The organism is Paraburkholderia sp. BR14374, from assembly GCF_040948685.1.
In the GTDB taxonomy this organism is placed as follows: Bacteria; Pseudomonadota; Gammaproteobacteria; order Burkholderiales; family Burkholderiaceae; genus Paraburkholderia; species Paraburkholderia youngii.
The window spans coordinates 1-17,767 of sequence record NZ_JBFPKF010000002.1 but is presented as its reverse complement, the minus strand read 5'-3'; the positions used below and the strand labels follow the sequence as shown (position 1 = coordinate 17,767).

General features: G+C 66.5%; 15 protein-coding genes. 9 read left to right on the top strand and 6 right to left on the bottom strand.

Translation table 11 applies throughout. The features are described 5' to 3' along the window. Positions 1–19 precede the first annotated feature (19 nt). From AB3X86_RS04005 to AB3X86_RS03995, 3 genes are read right to left on the bottom strand one after another with little or no spacing between them, the layout of a single operon-like run. The gene (locus AB3X86_RS04005; RefSeq protein WP_368595018.1) at positions 20–3,079 is read right to left on the bottom strand and encodes an efflux RND transporter permease subunit; all 3,060 of its coding nucleotides are present in this window, start codon (positions 3,077–3,079) and stop codon (positions 20–22) included. After that, positions 3,076–4,200: an efflux RND transporter periplasmic adaptor subunit gene (locus AB3X86_RS04000; protein WP_368595017.1), complete on the bottom strand. Its 1,125-nt coding sequence runs from the start codon at positions 4,198–4,200 to the stop codon at positions 3,076–3,078. Before AB3X86_RS04000 ends, AB3X86_RS04005 begins: the two co-directional genes overlap by 4 nt. Continuing rightward, a complete protein-coding gene (locus tag AB3X86_RS03995; protein ID WP_368595016.1) occupies positions 4,190–5,602 on the bottom strand; it encodes a TolC family protein in 1,413 nt (470 codons plus the stop codon). The genes AB3X86_RS04000 and AB3X86_RS03995 overlap by 11 nt, the downstream gene beginning before the upstream one ends. A 222-nt stretch (positions 5,603–5,824) precedes the next feature. On the opposite strand from AB3X86_RS03995, the gene AB3X86_RS03990 reads away from it, so the two are divergent. The 3 genes from AB3X86_RS03990 to AB3X86_RS03980 all read left to right on the top strand — a co-directional run bounded on the left by AB3X86_RS03990 (position 5,825) and on the right by AB3X86_RS03980 (position 8,851). Next, the gene (locus tag AB3X86_RS03990; protein ID WP_018434619.1) at positions 5,825–6,487 is read left to right on the top strand and encodes a response regulator; all 663 of its coding nucleotides are present in this window, start codon (positions 5,825–5,827) and stop codon (positions 6,485–6,487) included. Further along, on the top strand, positions 6,484–7,848 hold the full coding sequence (locus AB3X86_RS03985) for an ATP-binding protein (protein ID WP_368595015.1): 1,365 nt from the start codon (positions 6,484–6,486) through the stop codon (positions 7,846–7,848). The genes AB3X86_RS03990 and AB3X86_RS03985 overlap by 4 nt, the downstream gene beginning before the upstream one ends. A 91-nt stretch (positions 7,849–7,939) precedes the next feature. Next, positions 7,940–8,851, top strand: coding sequence for a ProQ/FINO family protein (locus AB3X86_RS03980; RefSeq protein ID WP_368595014.1), 912 nt, complete (start codon positions 7,940–7,942; stop codon positions 8,849–8,851). 27 nt (positions 8,852–8,878) lie between these two features. Here the strand turns inward: AB3X86_RS03980 and AB3X86_RS03975 are convergent, their stop codons facing one another. Next, a complete protein-coding gene (locus tag AB3X86_RS03975) occupies positions 8,879–10,228 on the bottom strand; it encodes a TAXI family TRAP transporter solute-binding subunit (RefSeq protein WP_368595013.1) in 1,350 nt (449 codons plus the stop codon). A 205-nt stretch (positions 10,229–10,433) separates the two neighbouring features. Here AB3X86_RS03975 and AB3X86_RS03970 point away from each other — a divergent pair, with 205 nt between their 5' ends. The 3 genes from AB3X86_RS03970 to AB3X86_RS03960 all read left to right on the top strand — a co-directional run bounded on the left by AB3X86_RS03970 (position 10,434) and on the right by AB3X86_RS03960 (position 12,306). After that, the gene (locus tag AB3X86_RS03970) at positions 10,434–10,874 is read left to right on the top strand and encodes a DUF2946 domain-containing protein (protein WP_368595012.1); all 441 of its coding nucleotides are present in this window, start codon (positions 10,434–10,436) and stop codon (positions 10,872–10,874) included. Between the two features lie 108 nt (positions 10,875–10,982). Continuing rightward, a complete protein-coding gene (locus AB3X86_RS03965; protein WP_368595011.1) occupies positions 10,983–11,915 on the top strand; it encodes a hypothetical protein in 933 nt (310 codons plus the stop codon). A gap of 19 nt (positions 11,916–11,934) precedes the next feature. Then, positions 11,935–12,306 carry a copper resistance protein CopC gene (locus AB3X86_RS03960; protein WP_184227150.1) on the top strand — a complete coding sequence of 124 codons (372 nt, stop codon included), beginning with the start codon at positions 11,935–11,937 and terminating at the stop codon, positions 12,304–12,306. 35 nt (positions 12,307–12,341) lie between these two features. Here the strand turns inward: AB3X86_RS03960 and AB3X86_RS03955 are convergent, their stop codons facing one another. Further along, the gene (locus AB3X86_RS03955) at positions 12,342–13,229 is read right to left on the bottom strand and encodes a LysR family transcriptional regulator (protein ID WP_176108421.1); all 888 of its coding nucleotides are present in this window, start codon (positions 13,227–13,229) and stop codon (positions 12,342–12,344) included. A gap of 701 nt (positions 13,230–13,930) precedes the next feature. On the opposite strand from AB3X86_RS03955, the gene AB3X86_RS03950 reads away from it, so the two are divergent. After that, positions 13,931–14,677, top strand: coding sequence for a glucose 1-dehydrogenase (locus AB3X86_RS03950; protein ID WP_368595010.1), 747 nt, complete (start codon positions 13,931–13,933; stop codon positions 14,675–14,677). Between the two features lie 115 nt (positions 14,678–14,792). Here AB3X86_RS03950 and AB3X86_RS03945 read toward each other — a convergent pair whose 3' ends face one another. Next, on the bottom strand, positions 14,793–15,692 hold the full coding sequence (locus AB3X86_RS03945; protein WP_368595009.1) for a LysR substrate-binding domain-containing protein: 900 nt from the start codon (positions 15,690–15,692) through the stop codon (positions 14,793–14,795). Positions 15,693–15,810: 118 nt separating this feature from the next. Here AB3X86_RS03945 and AB3X86_RS03940 point away from each other — a divergent pair, with 118 nt between their 5' ends. Continuing rightward, positions 15,811–17,064 carry a 2-aminoethylphosphonate--pyruvate transaminase gene (locus AB3X86_RS03940; protein ID WP_368595008.1) on the top strand — a complete coding sequence of 418 codons (1,254 nt, stop codon included), beginning with the start codon at positions 15,811–15,813 and terminating at the stop codon, positions 17,062–17,064. A 49-nt stretch (positions 17,065–17,113) separates the two neighbouring features. Then, positions 17,114–17,689 carry a phosphonoacetaldehyde hydrolase gene (gene phnX, locus AB3X86_RS03935; protein ID WP_368595007.1) on the top strand — a complete coding sequence of 192 codons (576 nt, stop codon included), beginning with the start codon at positions 17,114–17,116 and terminating at the stop codon, positions 17,687–17,689. The last annotated feature ends 78 nt before the right edge of the window (positions 17,690–17,767 follow it).

The window sequence follows — 17,767 nt, the reverse complement described above, 5'->3', positions numbered from 1 at the left end:
CGGAAAACCTGGGCCGCGCTCACACCGGCTGCTTTTTCATCAATAGCTTCAGCAACGCCGGCAGCAGCAACAGCACGAGCGGCAACTGGACGATCAGTCCGGAAATGATCGCGATCGCGAGCGGTTGCTGCATCGCCGAGCCTTGCCCCAGCGCGAACGCGAGCGGCAACAGCGCGAGGATCGCGGCGATCGTCGTCATCGCGATCGGCCGCAGACGATTCCGGCCGGCGGCCTGCAACGCGTCGTCGAACGGCATTTCGTCGTCGCGCACCAGCGCCTGCAATTCCGATACATAAAAGATGGCAACTTCCGTCACGATGCCGATGATCATCGTCATGCCCATCATCGCCGAGATATTCAACTCGATGCCGGTGATCCAAAGGCCGATGAACACCGCGCCGGCAGCGAAGAGCGGCATTGCCAGCACCGCGAGCGCGACACGCAGGCGTTCGTACAGGAACAGCAGCAGGCCGAACACGAGCGCGATCGCGGCGCCGAACACGGTCAAGAGCCCCTTGAAGGCGATCTGCTGTTGCTGGTACAGACCGCCGAGCTCGTAATAGACGCCCGACGGCAGCAGGTCCGCGTTGCCGAGCGCCTTCTGCACGTCGGCGATCGTCGAGCCGAGATCGCGCCCGTCGATGCGCGCAGTGACCGCGACCATCCGCTTCAGATTCGAGCGGCTGATTTCGGGCTGACCGGTGACGCTCACGCGATCGGCGACGCGCTTCAGCGCGAACAGATGCCCGTCCGGCGCGCGAATCTGTAACTGACCGAGTTGCGTATCGGTCATCTGGCGCGCGCCGTTCACGCGCACGCGCACGCCGACCGTTTTCGGGCCGCTCTGGAACTGCGTCGCGACATTGCCTTCGAGCATGTCGGTGACGGCCTGCGCGATCGCCTGCGGGTCCATGCCTTCGGCCGCGGCAGCGGCGGGCAGGATGTGCAGCTCGATCGCGTCGCCGGCCGGGTTGATACCGTCGTTCACGTCGACGATGCCCTGAATCTGGCCGATACGCGCGGCAACTCTGCGCGCGGTGGTGTCGAGCGTGTGCGGATCGTCGGAGAAGATCTTGATCTGCACCGGCTGCGGCACCGCGGTCAGATCGCCGATCAGGTCTTCCATCAGCTGCGCGAGCTCGATACTGACGCCCGGCACCTGGTTTTCGATCTGCGAGCGGATTTCCTCCATCACGGTGTCGATCGGCTCGCGCTTGCCGGACTTGAGCCGCACGAAGAAGTCGCCCTTGTTCGGCTCGTTCAGATCGCCGCCGAGGCCCGCGCCGGTGCGGCGCGAATAGGTCGCGACGTTCGGATTCGCGCGCACGATCTGCTCGATCTGCTTCATCAGCCGGTCCGTTTCGGTGATCGACGTACCCGGTTGCGTGTGATAGTCGAGCACGAAGCCGCCTTCGTCCATGCTCGGCATGAAGCCACTGCCGACGCGCGTGAATGCGAACGCCGCGACGACGATCAACGGCACGACGCCGAGCAGCACGAGCGGCGGCCGTGCGATCACGCGGCCGATCGTCGCCGCATAGCGCCGGTTCAGCCATGCGGCGAAACGGGTTTCCTGGTGCTCCTCGGCGTCTTTGGGCTTCAGCCAGTGGTCGCACAGGATCGGCACCGCGAGCCACGTGACGAGGAACGAAATGAGCAGCGCGCTCGCCATCGTCAGCGACAGCGCCTTGAAAAAGGCTCCCGTCACACCCGACAGAAACGCGAGCGGCACGAAGATGATCAGCGTTGCCGCCGACGAACCCGCGAGCGGCCGTGTGAACTCGAGCGCCGCGGCCATCACGCGGCCATGGAACGCGCGCGCGCCGGCTTCACGCATGCGCCGCACGATGTGCTCGATCATCACGATCGCGTCGTCGATCACGAGGCCGACCGCGGCCGCCATACCGCCCAGCGTCATGATGTTGAAGCCCATGCCGAACACGTCGAGCAGCAGAATCGTCGCGGCCATCACGACCGGCACCAGCGCGACCGCGATCGCGGTGATCTTCCAGTTGCGCAGGAAGAAGAACAGCGTCAATGCCGCGAGCACGATGCCGATCATGATCGCGTCGCGCACGCTGGTGGCCGACGCGATCACGAGTTCGCTCTGGTCGTACCAGTTCGACAGATGCACGCCCGCGGGCATCTGCGGCTGGAACGCGGCAATCTTCGCGCGGATCGCGCGTGCCATCGCGACGCTGTTGGCGCCGGGCTGCTGGTACACGTTCAGGAGCACCGCATCCTGACCATCGGCGGTGACGCGCATCCATTGCGGCACGACGCCCTGGCGCACCGTCGCGACGTCGCCCAGACGGATCTGCGCGCCGTTCGCATTGCCGTTGGCGGCCACGACGACGTTGCGCAGTTCGTCGAGCTGCGTGATCGTCGAGTTCGTGACGACGAGGTACAGCTTGTCGTGATCCTCGATGCGGCCGTTTGCCATCAGCACGTTGCTCGCGCCGATCGCCTTCGATACATCGGCGAGCGACAGCTTGTACGCGGCGAGGCGGGCGGGATCGACCGCGACCTCGAACTCGTCCTCGGCGCCGCCGGTCACCTCGACGCGCGCGACGCCTTCCACCGACGACAACAGCGGCCGCATCTGGAACTGCGCGAGATCGCGCAGCGCGGACAGCGACTGCTGCTTCGACGTGAGGCTGTACGCGAGCACCGGAAACACGGTCGGGTCCATGCGCCGCACCTGCATCGTCGTGCCGGGCGGCAGCGTCGCGAGAATTTCGCTGATCGCCGATTGAGCCTGCAGCGTCGCCTGCGCCATGTCGGTGCCCCAGTCGAAGTTCAGCGAGATCTCCGCAGCGCCACGGCTGGTCCTCGATTCGACGTCGCGCACGTTCGGCACGCGCCGCAGCGCTTCCTCGACCGGCATCGTGACGAGCGTGGTCATCTGCTCGGCGGGGCGATCGCCCGCGTCGAGCGATACGACCGCGCGCGGAAACGCGACGTTCGGAAACAGCGAGATCGGCAGACGGAACGCGCTCAACACGCCGGCAATCGCGAGCAACGCGATGACGAACAGCAGCGAGCGGCGATGCGTCTGCATCCATTGGCCGAAGTTCATCGCGCGCCATCTCCCGCGGCGCGGACCGCCATGCCGTCTTTCAGCTCGTAGTTGCCGCTCGTCACGACGCCGAGCATGGGGTCGAGCGGGCCATCGACGCCGTAGCGCTCGCCGTTTTCGATCGCGATGCTCACTGCGACGCGATGCGCCTTGTTTTGCGGCGTGATCTGGAACACGTACGCATGCTGCCCATCCTGCAGCACGGCCGCGCGCGGCACGATCCAGTGCGTGCCCGTGCGGGTCGCGATGTCGCCGGAAACGCGTGTGCCGGGGATGAACGGCGTCTGCGCGAGCGGTACCGTCGCGCCGATGTTGACCAGTTGCGATTGCGGATCGATCGCGGCACCGACCAGCACCACGCGGCCTTCGATCGACGTCCGCGCGAGCGCCGTGGACAGGCCGTGCAGCGTGACGACGTCGCCCGGATGGATCGCTGCGGCATCGCTGGGCTCGACGCCGAGCGTTACGTTTGCGCGCGCGTCGCGGCCGCTGCCGCTCGCGAGTTGCAGAATCGCCGCACCGGCCTGCACCTGGTCGCCTTGCGCCGCCGATAGCTGCAGCACTACGCCGTCGAACGGCGCGGTCACGACCTTGCTGCCGCTCGCGGCGCCGGTCTGATTCTGCGCGGCGAGCGCGTCGCGCGCATCGTCGACGGCTTTGCTCGCGGTGGCGAGCTGCGATTGCGTCGCGAGACCTTTGTCGTACAGCGACCGGGTCCGCGCGAGTTCGCCTTGCGCGAGCGTCAGCGCGCTTCTCGCCTGAGTGGCGGCAAGCACCGCGGCAGGATCGGCCTGGACGACGAACAGTGGCGTGCCGCGCTTGACGGTCTCGCCCGCCTGCACGCGCATCTGTGCGATACGCGACACATAGGGCAGGTTGATCGTCGTCAGGTTCGACGCGGTGGTCGCGACGATCCCGAAGCCGCGCACCGGCTGCGCGATCGCGGCGCGCTGCACGCGCACGGTCTGCACCGCGACCGACGGTTGAGTTTCGCTGGCGGGGTTGTCGTCCGCACGCACCGGATGGACCGCTGCATACAGCAGGACCGCGCAAACCAGCGGCGCGGCGACGGCCGCAACACGCGGCCATCCGTACCGCGATGGAAACAGGCTATTTCGCATGAGTGTCGATGAAAGTTTGAGCGGGAGTGAAAGCGTCGGGAATCGCGCTGCCGAGCAGCGCCTGCAAGCCGACGCGTTGTTCGTCGAGCGCTTCGCGCAGCGTCGCGACGTCGATGCGTTTCGCGAGCGCGGCGCTTTGCGCGTCGGTGTACGCGCCGAGCGCGAGGTTATGTTCGGCGTAGGCCGCCGCCGCTTCGCGCGCGGAGCGCTCGACGCCGGGTAATGCGGCTTCGGTCTGCTGCAACTGCCGCGCGAGAATCGCGCTGTCCTCGCGCAGCCGGGCGACGTCCGCATACGCCTGGTTCAGTCGGGTCTGGTACTCGTCGCGAAGTCGCTGACGGGTCGCTTTTTCGATCGCGACATTGCCCTGATTGCGGTTGAAGATCGGCAGACTCAGGTTGATCTGAAAGCCGCTCGTGTAGATGTTCGAGGTGTCGCGCGCCCGCACGAAACCGACCGACAGACTCGGGAACTGGCTCAGAATCGCCGCGCGGTATTTCTGCTCCTGCGCTTCGTAGCCGGCCTGCAGCGCGATCAGGTCGGGGCGGCGGTGCGCGAGCTCGGCGAGCGCTGAGTCGAGCGTGGCGTCGGAAAGCGGTGCGACATTGTCGTCGTGGCCTGCCTGCAACTGCAATTGCACGTCGGGCGCGAGACCCAGCAGAGCGTTCAGATCGTGATGGGTTTGCACGGCCGCGCGCTCGGCGTCCGTGTACTGCTTGCGCGCGTCGCTGTAAGCGATGAGCGCGGCGGTGAGCGTATCGTCGGTCAGATTGCCGTCCGCGCGCGCCGCGGCCATGCGCTCGTAGCGGGTGCGCGCGAGTTCGCGTTGCTGTTGCAACAGCGGCAGCGTGCGCTGCTGAAAGCAGCTCTTCACGAACAGCTGGCGCGCCTGCGCGACCACCTGCCATTCCTGCCACAGAAGGCCGAGATCGGTCTTCGCCAGCGTCGCGTCGGCGGACTGTTTGTTCGCGCTGCGCAGCACGATCGCCATCACGTCGATGCTGAGGCCATAATTGAACGCGCGCGTGGTGCCGGCCGCGCCGGGATAATCGCTCGACACGCTCAGTTGCGGATCGGGCAGCAGACCCGCCGAATAAGCCTGCGCGCGGGCGATGCCGAGATCGTCGCGGGCCAGCTTCAGATCGGGGTTGTTGGCGACCGCGAGCATCGCGACTTCGTCGATGTCGAGCCCGTCGGCGGGATCGAACCGATGCGTGGCCAACTCGGGCAGCGGCATGCTCGCGGGATCGATGCGGATCCGTTCGAGCGATCGCGCGGACGTCGAGGTGACCTGCGGCGCGAGCGGTTCGCGGTGATAGGTCGCGCAGCCGCTCATCAGCAGCGCGCATAACGGCACCAGCGCGCGCCGACGCAGCGCCGTCACGGGATGGAAATCGGGCAAAATCCGGCTCCTGCGAATCATCGGAAGGGGCGAGCGACTCGCGAACGAGGCCTCGCAATGGGAGCCAATTTTCCGAAGCGCGCGCTTAAGACAGGCTTAACGTCGAATAGCGTGACCCGAGCCGCGCGAAATCGGCGCCGTCATCAGTACCCCGTAAGGGTTCGTTAAGCTGCTGGGGCCGATAATGCGGCGGCTAAAACCGCAGCAAGGAAGGGAGAGACCATGCGCCTGCTATTGGTCGAAGACGACGACATGATCGCGGAATCGGTGCTGGGCGCGATGCGCCGCGCCGGCTACGCGATCGACTGGGCCGAGGACGGCCGCGCGGCGGAACTGTCGCTCGATAACGGCGTGTACGACCTCGTACTGCTCGACCTCGGCCTGCCGAAAAAAGACGGCATCGACGTGCTGAACGCGTATCGCCGCAACGGCGGCGCGGCGCCGGTCATCATCCTGACCGCGCGCGACGCGATCGACGAACGCATCCGCGGTCTCGACGCCGGCGCCGACGACTACCTGATCAAGCCGTTCGATCTCGACGAACTGGCCGCGCGCATTCGCGCGCTGCTGCGCCGACGCACTGGCCAGAAGCAGCCGGTCTACAGCCACGGCGAACTGACGCTCGACCCCGCCGCGCATGAAGTCACCAAGGACGGGGTGCCGCTGCCGCTCGTGCCGCGAGAATTCGCGCTGCTGCAGGCGCTGATCGAGGAGCCGACCCGCGTGTTCACCAAGGCCGAGCTCGAAGAAAAGCTGTACGGCTGGGGCGAAGAAGTCGGCAGCAACACGATCGAAGTGCATGTGCACAGTCTGCGGCGCAAGATCGGCGCGGACCAGGTCGTGACCGTGCGCGGGGTCGGCTACCGCCTGAAGAGGTGCGGATGACGTCGATTCGCCGCTGGCTGCTCGGCTGGCTGATCTTCGGCATGGCGGCGACCTCGATGGTCGCGGCTTTCGCGATCTTCCATACCGCGCGGCGCGAGGCGAGCGAGCTGTTCGACTACGAACTGCGCACGGTCGCGCTGTCGCTGCCGTCGTCGCTGAGCGGCGCGGGCCTGCGCGAGCGTCGCGCCCCCGACCTCGGCGATCTGGCCGACGACCGCATCGTCATCGAGATCTGGGACCAGAGCGGCACGCTCGTCTATCACTCCGCGCAGACGCCGATGTTCGAGCGTCTGGCGCCGGGCTTCCACACGGTACCGCGCGGCGAGTACCACTGGCGCGTCTTCGGCGTCGCGCAGCCAGACCGCTACGTGCAGGTCGCGCAGCCCGTATCGGTGCGCGAGGATCTCGCGCTGCATCTTGCGCTGCACACGCTATGGCCGCTCGGCGTGCTGCTGCCGGTGACGATCGCGCTGGTGCTGCTGGTGGTCGCGCGCGGGCTCGCGCCGATCGGCGGGCTGTCGCGCGCGCTCGCGACGCGTTCGATCGATTCGCTCGAACCGCTGCGGCTCGACGGCAACATGCCGGTCGAAATCCGGCCGCTCGTCGAAGCGCTGAACGATCTGCTGCAACGGCTGCATACGGCGTCGCAGGCGCAGCGCACGTTCATCGCCGATGCCGCGCACGAGTTGCGCTCGCCGCTCGCGGCGCTGAAGCTGCAACTGCAGGCGGCGTCGCGCGATGGCTCGCTGAGGGGCGAGGGGCAGACGCTCGAGCGTGTCGAAAATCGGGTGAACCGGATCATCCACCTCGTGCAGCAATTGCTGACGCTGGCGCGCGAAGACGCGCAGCCGGTCACGTCGACGGTGCCGGTCAGCCTGCGCCGCATCGGCGAGCAGGCGGTCAGCGATTGTTCCGTGCTCGCCGAGCTGCGCGAGATCGATCTGGGCCTCGAATGCGAACAGGCCCGCACACCGAACGACGCCTACACGGTGCTCGCCGAGCCGCACAGTATCAGCGTGTTGTTGGGGAATCTGATCAACAACGCGATTCGTCATACGCCGCGGGGCGGCCGTGTCGACGTGGTGCTGCGGCGCACGGGCGAGCGGGTGGGCTTCGAGGTCGTCGACAGCGGCTCGGGGATTCCGGAGGCGGAGCTCGAACGCGTGTTCGACCGTTTCTATCGCGGCGAGGAGTCGAAGGGCGAGGGCAGCGGGCTCGGTCTCGCGATCGTCGCGCGGATCGCCGAGCGGCATCAGCTCGGGCTGTCGCTGCGCAACAATGTCGGCGCGCCGGGCTTGCGGGTGTCGGTCACCGGGCTGCACGCGCCCGCCGCCGATGCGCCCGTCACGGCCGCGAATTAACGATCGTCATTGCGGCTAGCGGTTGTCACAAGCATATAGGCGCACGCTGCTACAATCTCATTTTTACAGATCGACAGATTGGTTGTGCACTATGGGTTTCGAACAACTCGCTGAACTGAAGAAGCAACTGGCCGCGGCGCGAGCCGCCGCCGAGGGCGCCGGCAAGCCCGATCGCAAATCGGCTGCGCGCCCCGCTTCGAAGTCCGCTGGCAAGCCCGCTTCAAATCCTGGGGCACATCCTGGCTCTAACGCCGAGCGTGGCGCCAATCCGGGCACGAAGTCCGGTGGCCGGCCCGGCGGCAAGCCGGCCGCGAAGGCCGGTGGTCGGCCGGAAGGCAAGCCGGGCACGCGACCCGGCCGCCCGCAGCCGCGCCACGCCGCACCCGAGGGCGCCGCGCCCGCCAGGGCGGCGGCGGTGGAGGCCAAGCCGGTGGACCCGGTGGTGCGGTCGATCGGTCGTCTGCAAAAGCGTTTCCCGGTCGCTTTCCCGAAGAATCCGGCCCCGAAGCTGCCGCTGAAGATCGGCGTTTTCGAAGACCTCGTCGTGCATGCGAAGGAACTGTCGCTGACCGAAGCCGAGCTGCGCGACGCGATCAAGACGTGGTGCCGTGGCGGGCGCTACTGGAAGAGCCTCGTCGAAGGCGCCGCGCGCGTCGATCTGGCGGGTGTCGAAGCCGGCAAGGTTACGGCGCAGGAAGCGGCCGGTGCGCAGCGCCTGCTCGCGCATCGCGCGGCGAAGGGCGCGCAGAAGGCCGCCGCGGCGACGGCAAGCGCGAATGCTCCGACCGATGCCGGTACACCGTCACCGTCCGGGAAGGCGACCGCCGACGAGCCGCAGACCGAAGCAGTCGCAGCGGCAGTCGCGGAACAGGCGGTTCCGCAAGCGGATGCCGCTGCTGCAACGCCGGAAGCCGTAGCACCGAATGCCGCCGGCAGCGCGGACACCCAGGCGCAAACCAGCGCCCAACACGAGACGCAAGCTTCCACTCCCTCCCAGGCCTAAGCCTGGCATAGCCCGTCGCGGCCTCGCTCAAGAGGCCATGACGTGCGGCGCAGCCGTCAGCCGGCTGCGCACGAATCCCACATGCTCCCGCAGCACATAAAACGCATCCGCATACGCTAACGGCATGCGCAGGTGGTTCAGCGCCGCCTCGATCTCGTCCAGTTGTCCCAGTAGCTGTGTGCGCTCCTCGTCGGTTGCGCCGGCGAGCGCGTGCCGCTCGATCGCAATCAGCGAACCGTAATAGCGATAGATGCGCGAGCGCACCCGCCACCGGTACAGCGCCGGAATCACCCGCATCGCGGGCAACAGCAGCACAGCGACCGGCAACAGCAGGACCAGCGTGCGATCGCCGATGCTCGCGAGCCAGAACGGCAGCGTCCGATACAAAAAGCCCTTGCCGGTCCGGTAATAGCGCTGCGCGTCCTCGCTGATCCGGTATTCGTGCTCGACCGGTGTCGGGAACTGGCCGGCGTGCTGCAACAGGCCCGCGGCGCCATGTACTTCCTGCGCCGCCTCGATCAGCAGATCCGAGATCGCCGGATGCAGCGTGCTGCGCGCGACGAGTTCGACCGTCGGACTGATCAGATGCACGGTCTCGGGCGGAATGCGCCGCTTCAGGTCAAGCACGCCGGGCGGCAGGTCGATCTGGTCGAGAAACGGGAACACGCGCGTATAGGCGCTGGCTTCGTCGAAATTCATCACCGAAATGCCGGGTACGCGCAACAGCCGCAGCATCAGGCCGCGCGTCGCCGAGTCGCCGCTCAGGAGCGCCGCGTCGACCTCGCCGGCGACCAGCTGCGTGGCGGCCTGCAGACCGTCGCTCGGCACCAGCGTCGTGGCGCCGCCTGGCTCGATGCCGTTCGCCGCGAGCAGTTGCAGCGCGAGCAGCCGCGTGCCGCTGCCTTTGCGGCCGACCGCGATCCGCTTGCCTTCGAGCTGCGCGAGTTGCGTGAGCGCCGCGCCACGGTAGAACACCACGATCGGCACATAGAACACGCTGCCGAGCGACACCAGCGACGACGTATCCAGCCCTTGGGCCACCCCGCCTTGCACGAACGCGATATCGACTTGCTGCTTCGGGTCCAGCAGCCGCTGCAGGTTCTGCACGGACCCATCGGATTCGAGCACGTTCAGGCGGATGCCGTTGCGCGCGAGGATCTTGCGGTACTGGTTCGCAGTGACGACGAACGAGCTGTCGCGCGGGCCGGCGCTGATCGTGATCGTGCGCGGCGGCGCCGGATTGGCGATCCAGACGATCAGCACGATCGCGAACGCGATCAGCAGCGCCGTGATGAAGTAGGGCAGCAGGTGCTCGCGCCATTCGGCGCGCGTAAGTTCGGCGGAAAAGTGCGGAGGACGCGGACGCTGCGCTTTCATGAATACTCCGTGCTTGACGCCGGGAGCAGGCATTGTCGCCTGTGCGCGGTGGCTTTGCCGTAGCGGTCCGTTCTATCGACCGGGCGCGCGGCGCTCGACGGAGCCTGCCGCCCGCGGCCGAGAATAACGCGTACATGGCATAATTTGCCGCAAATCGCGGTCTGGCAGTAGTGGACTTCACAACTCGCGGCGTGTCGCTGGGCGCATGTTGAATCGTCGGTATCGGAAGATCGGCAGCTGGCTAGGATCGCTCGCGATCCTGCTGACGACGCTCGCGCCGACGATCTCGCAGACGCTCGCCGCCCATCGCCATGCCGACGCGGTGATGGGCGAGCATTGCCAGATGGCGTCGATGCCGGGCATGCGGATGCAGGACGACACGCCCGAGCCCACCCAGGCCATCGCCAACCCGCCAGACAACACCGACGACACCGGCAATCCCACGGACAAGCACGCGCAGATGTCCGGCGATGCCTGCGGCTATTGCAGCCTGCTCGCGCATCTGCCGGTGATGCCGAACGTCGGCATGCTGTTCGTCGCCGCGCTCCGCGCGCGCCAGCACACGGCCGTGACGCGCGATAACAGCGTGCGCCGTGTCGAACCGCTGACCTTCGCGCAGCCCCGCGCCCCGCCTTCCGCTTCCTGATCCGAATCCCTTACGACGCGATGCGCCTACGTGCATCGTGCTTGCTCGCGCGCGTCCGTTCGACGGCGCGCGCCGGCCTCGTCATCACCGAACAGACAGGATGCACTCATGCATACATCAGCAACGCGCGGTGGCCGTCCGCCGCGCGCGGCGCCGCTCATCGCGGCTGCCACCTATGTCGCCTACACCGCTTACGCCGCGTGCGGCGTCGTAGGCCTGATCACTGCGCCGTCCATCGCGCAGGCGCACGCGATCGCCGGCAACCGCGTCTTCCCGGCGACGCTCGCGGTCGACGACCCCGGCGTCGGCGACGAAGCCAACTTCGAGTACGGCCATCAGCGCGTGCCTGGCGACAACGGCGACCAGAGCATCAACACGTTCAGCTTCGAGTACGACAAGCTGATCACGCCGCGCCTGGCCGTGTCGATCGACGGCGCGTACGTGCTCCAGAACAACCCGCGCGCGGCCGGCTTCAACAACTTCGGCGTCGGCCTCAAGTACCTGCTGTACGTGAACGAGCCGCACGAGCTGATGACGTCGATCGGCGTCACTGCGGAGCTCGGCGGCACCGGCAGTCGAGCGATCGCCGACAACTTCTCGACGATCTCGCCGACCGTCTACATCGGCAAGGGCATGGGCGATCTGCCCGATTCGCTCGCGTATCTGCGCCCGCTCGCGATCACGGCCGAGGCGGCCCCCGCGCTCAACACCGGCGCGGGTCAGCCGAACGCGTTCAACTACGGCTTCACCGTGCAGTACAGCCTGCCGTATCTGCAGCAGCACGTGCACGACGCGGGTCTGCCGCAGCCGTTCTCGAACCTGATCCCGCTCGTCGAGGTCCCGCTGTCGCGCAGCCAGGGGCAGACGACCGGCACGGTCAATCCGGGCTTTATCTGGATCAATCGCTACGGACAGTTCGGCGTCGAGGCACAGCTTCCGATCAACCGTGCGAGCGGCTCGCACGTCGGCATTCTGGTGCAGGCGCATTTGTTCTTCGACGACATTGCGCCGACTACGCTCGGCAAGCCGCTGTTTCCATGAGTAGTGCAGGAGAAAAACGATGATGAACAGCTTCGAATCTCACGCAATGCGCCTGGCGGCACTGATCGCCGGTGTGACGTTCGCGAGCGCGGCACTCGCGCATGTGTTTCCGCAGAAGCAGGAGCCGGGCGCGGGCGCATCGGTGGCCGCGCCCGCGCAGGTCAAGGTGACCTTCGACGGGCCGCTCGAACCGGCGTTCAGCTCGCTGAGCGTCACCGATGCGAGCGGCAAGCAGGTCGGCACGCAGAAGTCATCGGTGGATGCGCGGCAACCCGCGGTGATGACGCTGCCGCTGCCGACGCTCGCGGCCGGACACTACACCGTGCATTGGGTCGCGGTGGCGTCCGACGGGCATCGAACGCATGGGGACTATGGCTTCGATGTGAAGTAGGGCGGCACGATGCGCCGTGCTCGCGCAAGCGGCGCTCAAACCCGCTTGAACAACTGCCGCGCGAGCGAGCACATCAGCATCGTCGCGGGCGATTCGTCCTGCAGGCGCCGGCTCATGATGATCGGCGACGCCGCGCTTGCCGACGGAATCGGCCGGTACGCGACGCCGTGCGCGCGCAAGCCCTCGACGCTCTCCGGCACGAGACACACGCCGACCTGCGCGGCGACCAGACCGAGCGCGGTCTGCAACTCGCGCACTTCGTGAATCGCCTTCGGCTCCAGCGCCTGATCGTGCATCGCCGAGATCTGCTGGTCCGCGTAGCTCGGCCGCGGCGTGCTTGGATAGACGATCAGCGTTTCCTCGGCGAGCGCTGCGAGCGTCAGCGGCTTCTTCTGCCGTGCGAGCGGATGGTCCTGCGGCAACGCCGCGATCATCCGTTCCTCGACCAGCACTTCGCGCGCGAGTTGCGCATCATCGAAGCGCAGGCGGCCGAAGCCGACGTCGATGCGGCCGCCTTTGAGCGCGGCCAACTGCTCGAGTGTGAACATCTCGATCAGCGATAGCTCGATATGAGGCGCGGCCTCGCGAAACGAGCGGATCACCGCGGGCAGCGCGCCATACAGCGTAGACGGCACGAAGCCGATCACGATGCGCTCCGCGAGTTGTGCGAGCCGGCGCGTGAGCGGCGCGAGCTCGTCGGCTTCATCGATCAGACGCTTCGCCTGGGTGTAGAAAATGCGGCCGGCTTCGGTGAGCCGCAACGGTCGCGAGCCGCGCTCGAACAGCGGCAGGCCGACGTCTTCCTCGATCTGCTGGATCTGCCGCGACAGCGGCGGTTGCGTCATATGCAGACGATTGGCCGCCCGCGTGATGTTCATCTCCTCGGCGACTGCGATGAAGTAGCGAAGTTGGCGAAATTCCATGCATGCCTCAGAGGTGTGATGCGTCGGCGATCGGGTTAGTGTTGGAATGCCGCGCGCTGAATGTCCGTTTACGGCTCTGTGCTCCCGAAGGAGCGCTCCGTGGCGGCAACGAATGATAGCAACAGCACCGTCAAACCCTATCTGCAGGGGCTCGACGAATTTTCGTCGCTGGTTCTTTATCTGTCTGCTCGGCCTCGACGTTCAATCAATACCGCGCGCATTCGTTTAAATGACGTCGAGGCAGCAGATAGCGGAGGAGGAAGATCATGTGGTCCATTATTCTCGATACGCTCGGTGCGCTCGCGGTGCTCGCGAGCGTGGCGGCGCAGATCGCGCTGCTGCGCAAGCATTGAATAAAAAGCGCAGTGAATAAAGTGCTTTCAGCGTGTAGCGCCTGATCGTGGCGTCTACTCGTAGGAGTCTCATGCATCGATCTGGTACGAGATGCACCGCGACCCAGATCAGCGCGTATTCCCCGAAATCTTCGTAAGCCCCGCGTAAACATATCCAGCGAAATCCGCTTCGAATCGATTGTTCGTCGGAAGCGGCGTGTCAATTCGCCTCGAGCCGCTTTATCCGATCTCACGCGATGCCTAAATTTACGACCTGTGACAGCGCCACTGCATTTCCAGCATTTAGCGGCGTGGACCTCGTGACTTCTCGCGAGGCATGCCGGCGCGAACCATTGAAAGGACACGATGATGAGCAAGCTCACAGGCAAGGTAGCGGTTGTAACGGGTGCATCGAAAGGCATCGGTGCGGCGATTGCGAAGGCATTGGCGGCGCAAGGCGCGTCGGTCGTGGTGAACTATGCGTCGAGCCGCGCGGGCGCCGACAAGGTGGTCGCCGATATCACCGCGGCGGGCGGCAAGGCGGTCGCGGTTGGCGGCGACGTGTCGAAGGCCGCGGACGCGAAGGGCATCATTGATGCGGCGATCGAAACCTATGGCCGGCTCGACGTTCTCGTCAACAACTCCGGTGTCTACGAATTCGCGGCGCTCGAAGAGATCACCGAAGCGCATTTTCATAAGCACTTCGATGTGAATGTGCTGGGTCTGCTGCTGGTGACGCAGGCGGCGGCCAAACATCTCGGCGAAGGCGGCAGCATCGTCAACGTGAGCTCGGTCGTGACCCGCATCACACCGGCGACCACCGCGGTCTACACGGCGACCAAGGGCGCGGTCGATGCGATCACCGGCGTGCTCGCGAAGGAACTCGGTCCGCGCAAGATCCGCGTGAATTCGGTGAATCCGGGCGTGGTCGAAACCGAAGGCGCGCACACCGCCGGCGTGATGGGCTCGGAGTTCGAAACGTGGGCGATCAGCACGACGCCGCTCGGCCGTATCGGCCAACCCGACGATATCGCCGATGTCGTCACGTTCCTGGCTTCGGACGACTCGCGCTGGATGACGGGCGAGAGCCTGATCGCGAGCGGCGGCGCGCGTTGAGTCTGACCGGGTTGCCAACGCTTACGGCAACCCGCTCTTCAGATCGAGTGCGATAACGGATGGCGCGGCCGGTAGCACGACGGCCGCGCCGCTTGTTGCAGCGACGGCGCGCGTGTTACGCGCGTTGAACCTCGCCGACCGAGACCTCGGTTTCCGCTCCCGGCAATTCCACCGCAAAAAAAGCGTCGAGCAGATTCGAACCCGGCCGCTCGGCGAGCCGCGTCAGCGATTCGATCATCTGCACGCGGCAGTCGACGAGCGGCACCATCCGGATGCGCCGCGACTCATTGAACTCGGCGCGCGCAATCACGCCGACCCCGATTCCCTGCGCGACCGCTTCCTCGAGCGCCTCGCGGCCATCCACGTACATGACCGGCTCGACCTGCAACGACCCGCGCACGAGCTCGATTTCGAGCAGTTGTTGGGTGACCGATTGCGGCTCGCGGAAGATCATCGGCTGTTCGACGAGCTCCGCGTAGCTGAGGCGGCGCTTCCTCGCGGCCGCATAGCTGGCCGGCACCATCGCGACCAGCGGATCGCGCCGCAACACGCGCGACCGCAGGCGGCTATGCACTTGCGGCGCGGCCGTGATCGCCGCGTCGACCGCACTCGACAGCACGCGCTGCATGCACTCGGCCGCATTGGCGATCGACAGCGTGACGACGATGCCCGGATGCCGCTGGCGAAACGCGCCGATCAGCGCGACGGCGAGATCGGGCGCATCGGCCGCGAGCGATAGCGAACCCGACTCGAGCCCGCCCGCCGATTCGAGCAACTGACGCGCATCACGCTCGCAGCTGAGCATATGCCGCGTCACGCTGAACAGGCGCAGCCCGAGTTCGGTCGTCTCCACGCCGCGCGGCCCGCGCTCGAACAGCTTGACGCCGTAATCCTGTTCGAGGCGCCGCACATGGTCCGACACCGCCGGCTGCGTCAACGACAACGCCTGGGCCGCTTTAGAAAAACCGCCATGTTCAGCGACCGCATGAAACGCCCGCAATTGCGCGTACTGCACGTGTGCCTCGCCGACGAATAAGTTTTTACGATACCGCCATCGATTATATCGATTTTACCGATGGACAGCGTTTCTATATCGTGTGAGGTATCGACATAGCGATATCGGAGTACCCGACATGGAAAGCGCGATCGGCGGTTCGGCGGCGGCATTGAGCGTTGCGGCCGCGGCAACGTCCGTCAGCCGTGGCACGACATCCTGCGCGGCGCCGGCTGGCGGCGAGCCTTACTTGTTGACACCGGGTCCGCTGACCACGGCACTCTCGACGAAACAGGCGATGCTGCGCGACTGGGGCTCATGGGACGGCGACTTCCGCGCGATGACCGCTCAGTTGCGCGCGAGCCTGCTCGAAATCGCCGGCGATACCGCCGGGGAGTACGACTGCGTGCCGCTGCAGGGCAGCGGCAGCTACTGCGTCGAAGCGATGCTCGGCAGCCTGATTCCGCGCGACGGCCATGCGCTCGTGCTCGCGAACGGCGCGTACGGCAAGCGCGCGGCGACCACGCTCGGCTACCTCGACCGCGCCTGCACGCTGCTCGACAAGGGCGACTACCTGCCGCCGCGCGGCGTCGAAGTCGAGCGCATGCTGGCCGCCGATCCGTCGATCACGCACGTGGTCGCGATCCATTGCGAAACGAGCTCCGGCATCCTCAATCCGCTCGAAGAAATTGCAGCCGCGGTCGCGAAGCACGGCCGCAAACTGCTGATCGATTCGATGAGCGCCTTCGGCGCGGTGCCGCTCGACGTGCGGCAGATCGCGTGCGAGGCGTTCGTGTCCTCGGCGAACAAGTGCATCGAGGGCGTGCCGGGTTTCGGCTTCGTGATCGCGCGCAAGAGCGCGCTCTCCGAAGCGAAGGGCCGCAGCCATTCGCTCGCGCTCGATCTCCACGATCAATGGGAGGTGATGAATCGCACGGGCCAGTGGCGCTTCACGCCGCCCACGCATACGGTGGCTGCGTTCCTCGAGGCGCTGCGGCTGTTCAGGCTCGAAGGCGGCCAGCCCGCGCGGCTCGCGCGCTACGCGAACAATCGCGACGTGCTGGTGGCCGGCATGCACGAACTGGGCTTCGAGCCATTGCTCAGCGCGCACTGGCGCTCGCCGATCATCGTGACGTTTTTCTCGCCCGCGCATCCGTCGTTCGAATTCGCGCGCTTCTATGAACTGATGAAGGAGCAGGGCTTCATCATCTATCCGGGCAAGCTGACGGTGGTCGACAGTTTCCGCATCGGCTGCATCGGCCAGGTCGACGAGCAGGTGATGCGTCGCGTGGTCGAGGCCTGCGCGCAGGCGCTGCGCACGATGGGCGTCACGCACGCGGCGCCGCCGCCCGCCGCGCTCGACGAACGCAAGGCGCTCGCACAGGCGGCCTGAGCCGCGACGGCAAACCCAACAACATTCGGATTCCTGGGGATTCAAGCAGATGAAACACGTGAAGGCGGTGATTTTCGATTGGGCCGGCACGGTGGTCGACTACGGTTCACGCGCGCCGATGGGCGCCTTCGTCGAGACCTTCGAGCAGTTCGGCGTGCCGATCACGATCGACGAAGCACGCGGCCCGATGGGCATGGCCAAGCGGCCGCATATCGCGGCGCTGATGGCGCTGCCGCGCGTCGCGCAAGCCTGGGCCGAGCGTCACGGCCATACACCGACCGACGCGGATATCGACGCCGTGTACGACGTGTTCGTGCCGAAGAACATCGCGGTCGCGGCGAGCTATAGCGCGGTGATCCCGGGCGTCGCCGAAGTCGCGAGCGCACTGCGTTACGAGGATATCCGCATCGGCACGACCACCGGCTATACCCGCGAGATCATCGACGAAATCGTGCCGGGCGCGGCCGCGCAGGGCTTCTCGCCTGACAGCATCGTGTGCACCGGCGATACGCCGGAAGGACGGCCGTCGCCGTACATGATCTACCGGACGCTGCCGCAGCTCGGCGTATGGCGCGCAAGTCAGTATGACTCCCGTGCGACGAGGCTAGCCGCCGTGCGGATTTGAGCGCGGGTTAGCATGGCTGCCAGAGCCGCATTGAGTGGGGACGGATCCGCCGCTCAACGGTCTGTTTCCGGCACGGAG

What these genes read in the sequence shown, in the direction of transcription:
- AB3X86_RS04005 (WP_368595018.1), bottom strand. Translation starts at nt 3,079, where the DNA reads ATGAACTTCGGCCAATGGATGCAGACGCATCGCCGCTCGCTGCTGTTC.
- AB3X86_RS04000 (WP_368595017.1), bottom strand. Translation starts at nt 4,200, where the DNA reads ATGCGAAATAGCCTGTTTCCATCGCGGTACGGATGGCCGCGTGTTGCG.
- AB3X86_RS03990 (WP_018434619.1), top strand. Translation starts at nt 5,825, where the DNA reads ATGCGCCTGCTATTGGTCGAAGACGACGACATGATCGCGGAATCGGTG.
- AB3X86_RS03985 (WP_368595015.1), top strand. Translation starts at nt 6,484, where the DNA reads ATGACGTCGATTCGCCGCTGGCTGCTCGGCTGGCTGATCTTCGGCATG.
- AB3X86_RS03980 (WP_368595014.1), top strand. Translation starts at nt 7,940, where the DNA reads ATGGGTTTCGAACAACTCGCTGAACTGAAGAAGCAACTGGCCGCGGCG.
- AB3X86_RS03975 (WP_368595013.1), bottom strand. Translation starts at nt 10,228, where the DNA reads ATGAAAGCGCAGCGTCCGCGTCCTCCGCACTTTTCCGCCGAACTTACG.
- AB3X86_RS03970 (WP_368595012.1), top strand. Translation starts at nt 10,434, where the DNA reads ATGTTGAATCGTCGGTATCGGAAGATCGGCAGCTGGCTAGGATCGCTC.
- AB3X86_RS03965 (WP_368595011.1), top strand. Translation starts at nt 10,983, where the DNA reads ATGCATACATCAGCAACGCGCGGTGGCCGTCCGCCGCGCGCGGCGCCG.
- AB3X86_RS03960 (WP_184227150.1), top strand. Translation starts at nt 11,935, where the DNA reads ATGATGAACAGCTTCGAATCTCACGCAATGCGCCTGGCGGCACTGATC.
- AB3X86_RS03955 (WP_176108421.1), bottom strand. Translation starts at nt 13,229, where the DNA reads ATGGAATTTCGCCAACTTCGCTACTTCATCGCAGTCGCCGAGGAGATG.
- AB3X86_RS03950 (WP_368595010.1), top strand. Translation starts at nt 13,931, where the DNA reads ATGAGCAAGCTCACAGGCAAGGTAGCGGTTGTAACGGGTGCATCGAAA.
- AB3X86_RS03940 (WP_368595008.1), top strand. Translation starts at nt 15,811, where the DNA reads ATGGAAAGCGCGATCGGCGGTTCGGCGGCGGCATTGAGCGTTGCGGCC.
- phnX (WP_368595007.1), top strand. Translation starts at nt 17,114, where the DNA reads ATGAAACACGTGAAGGCGGTGATTTTCGATTGGGCCGGCACGGTGGTC.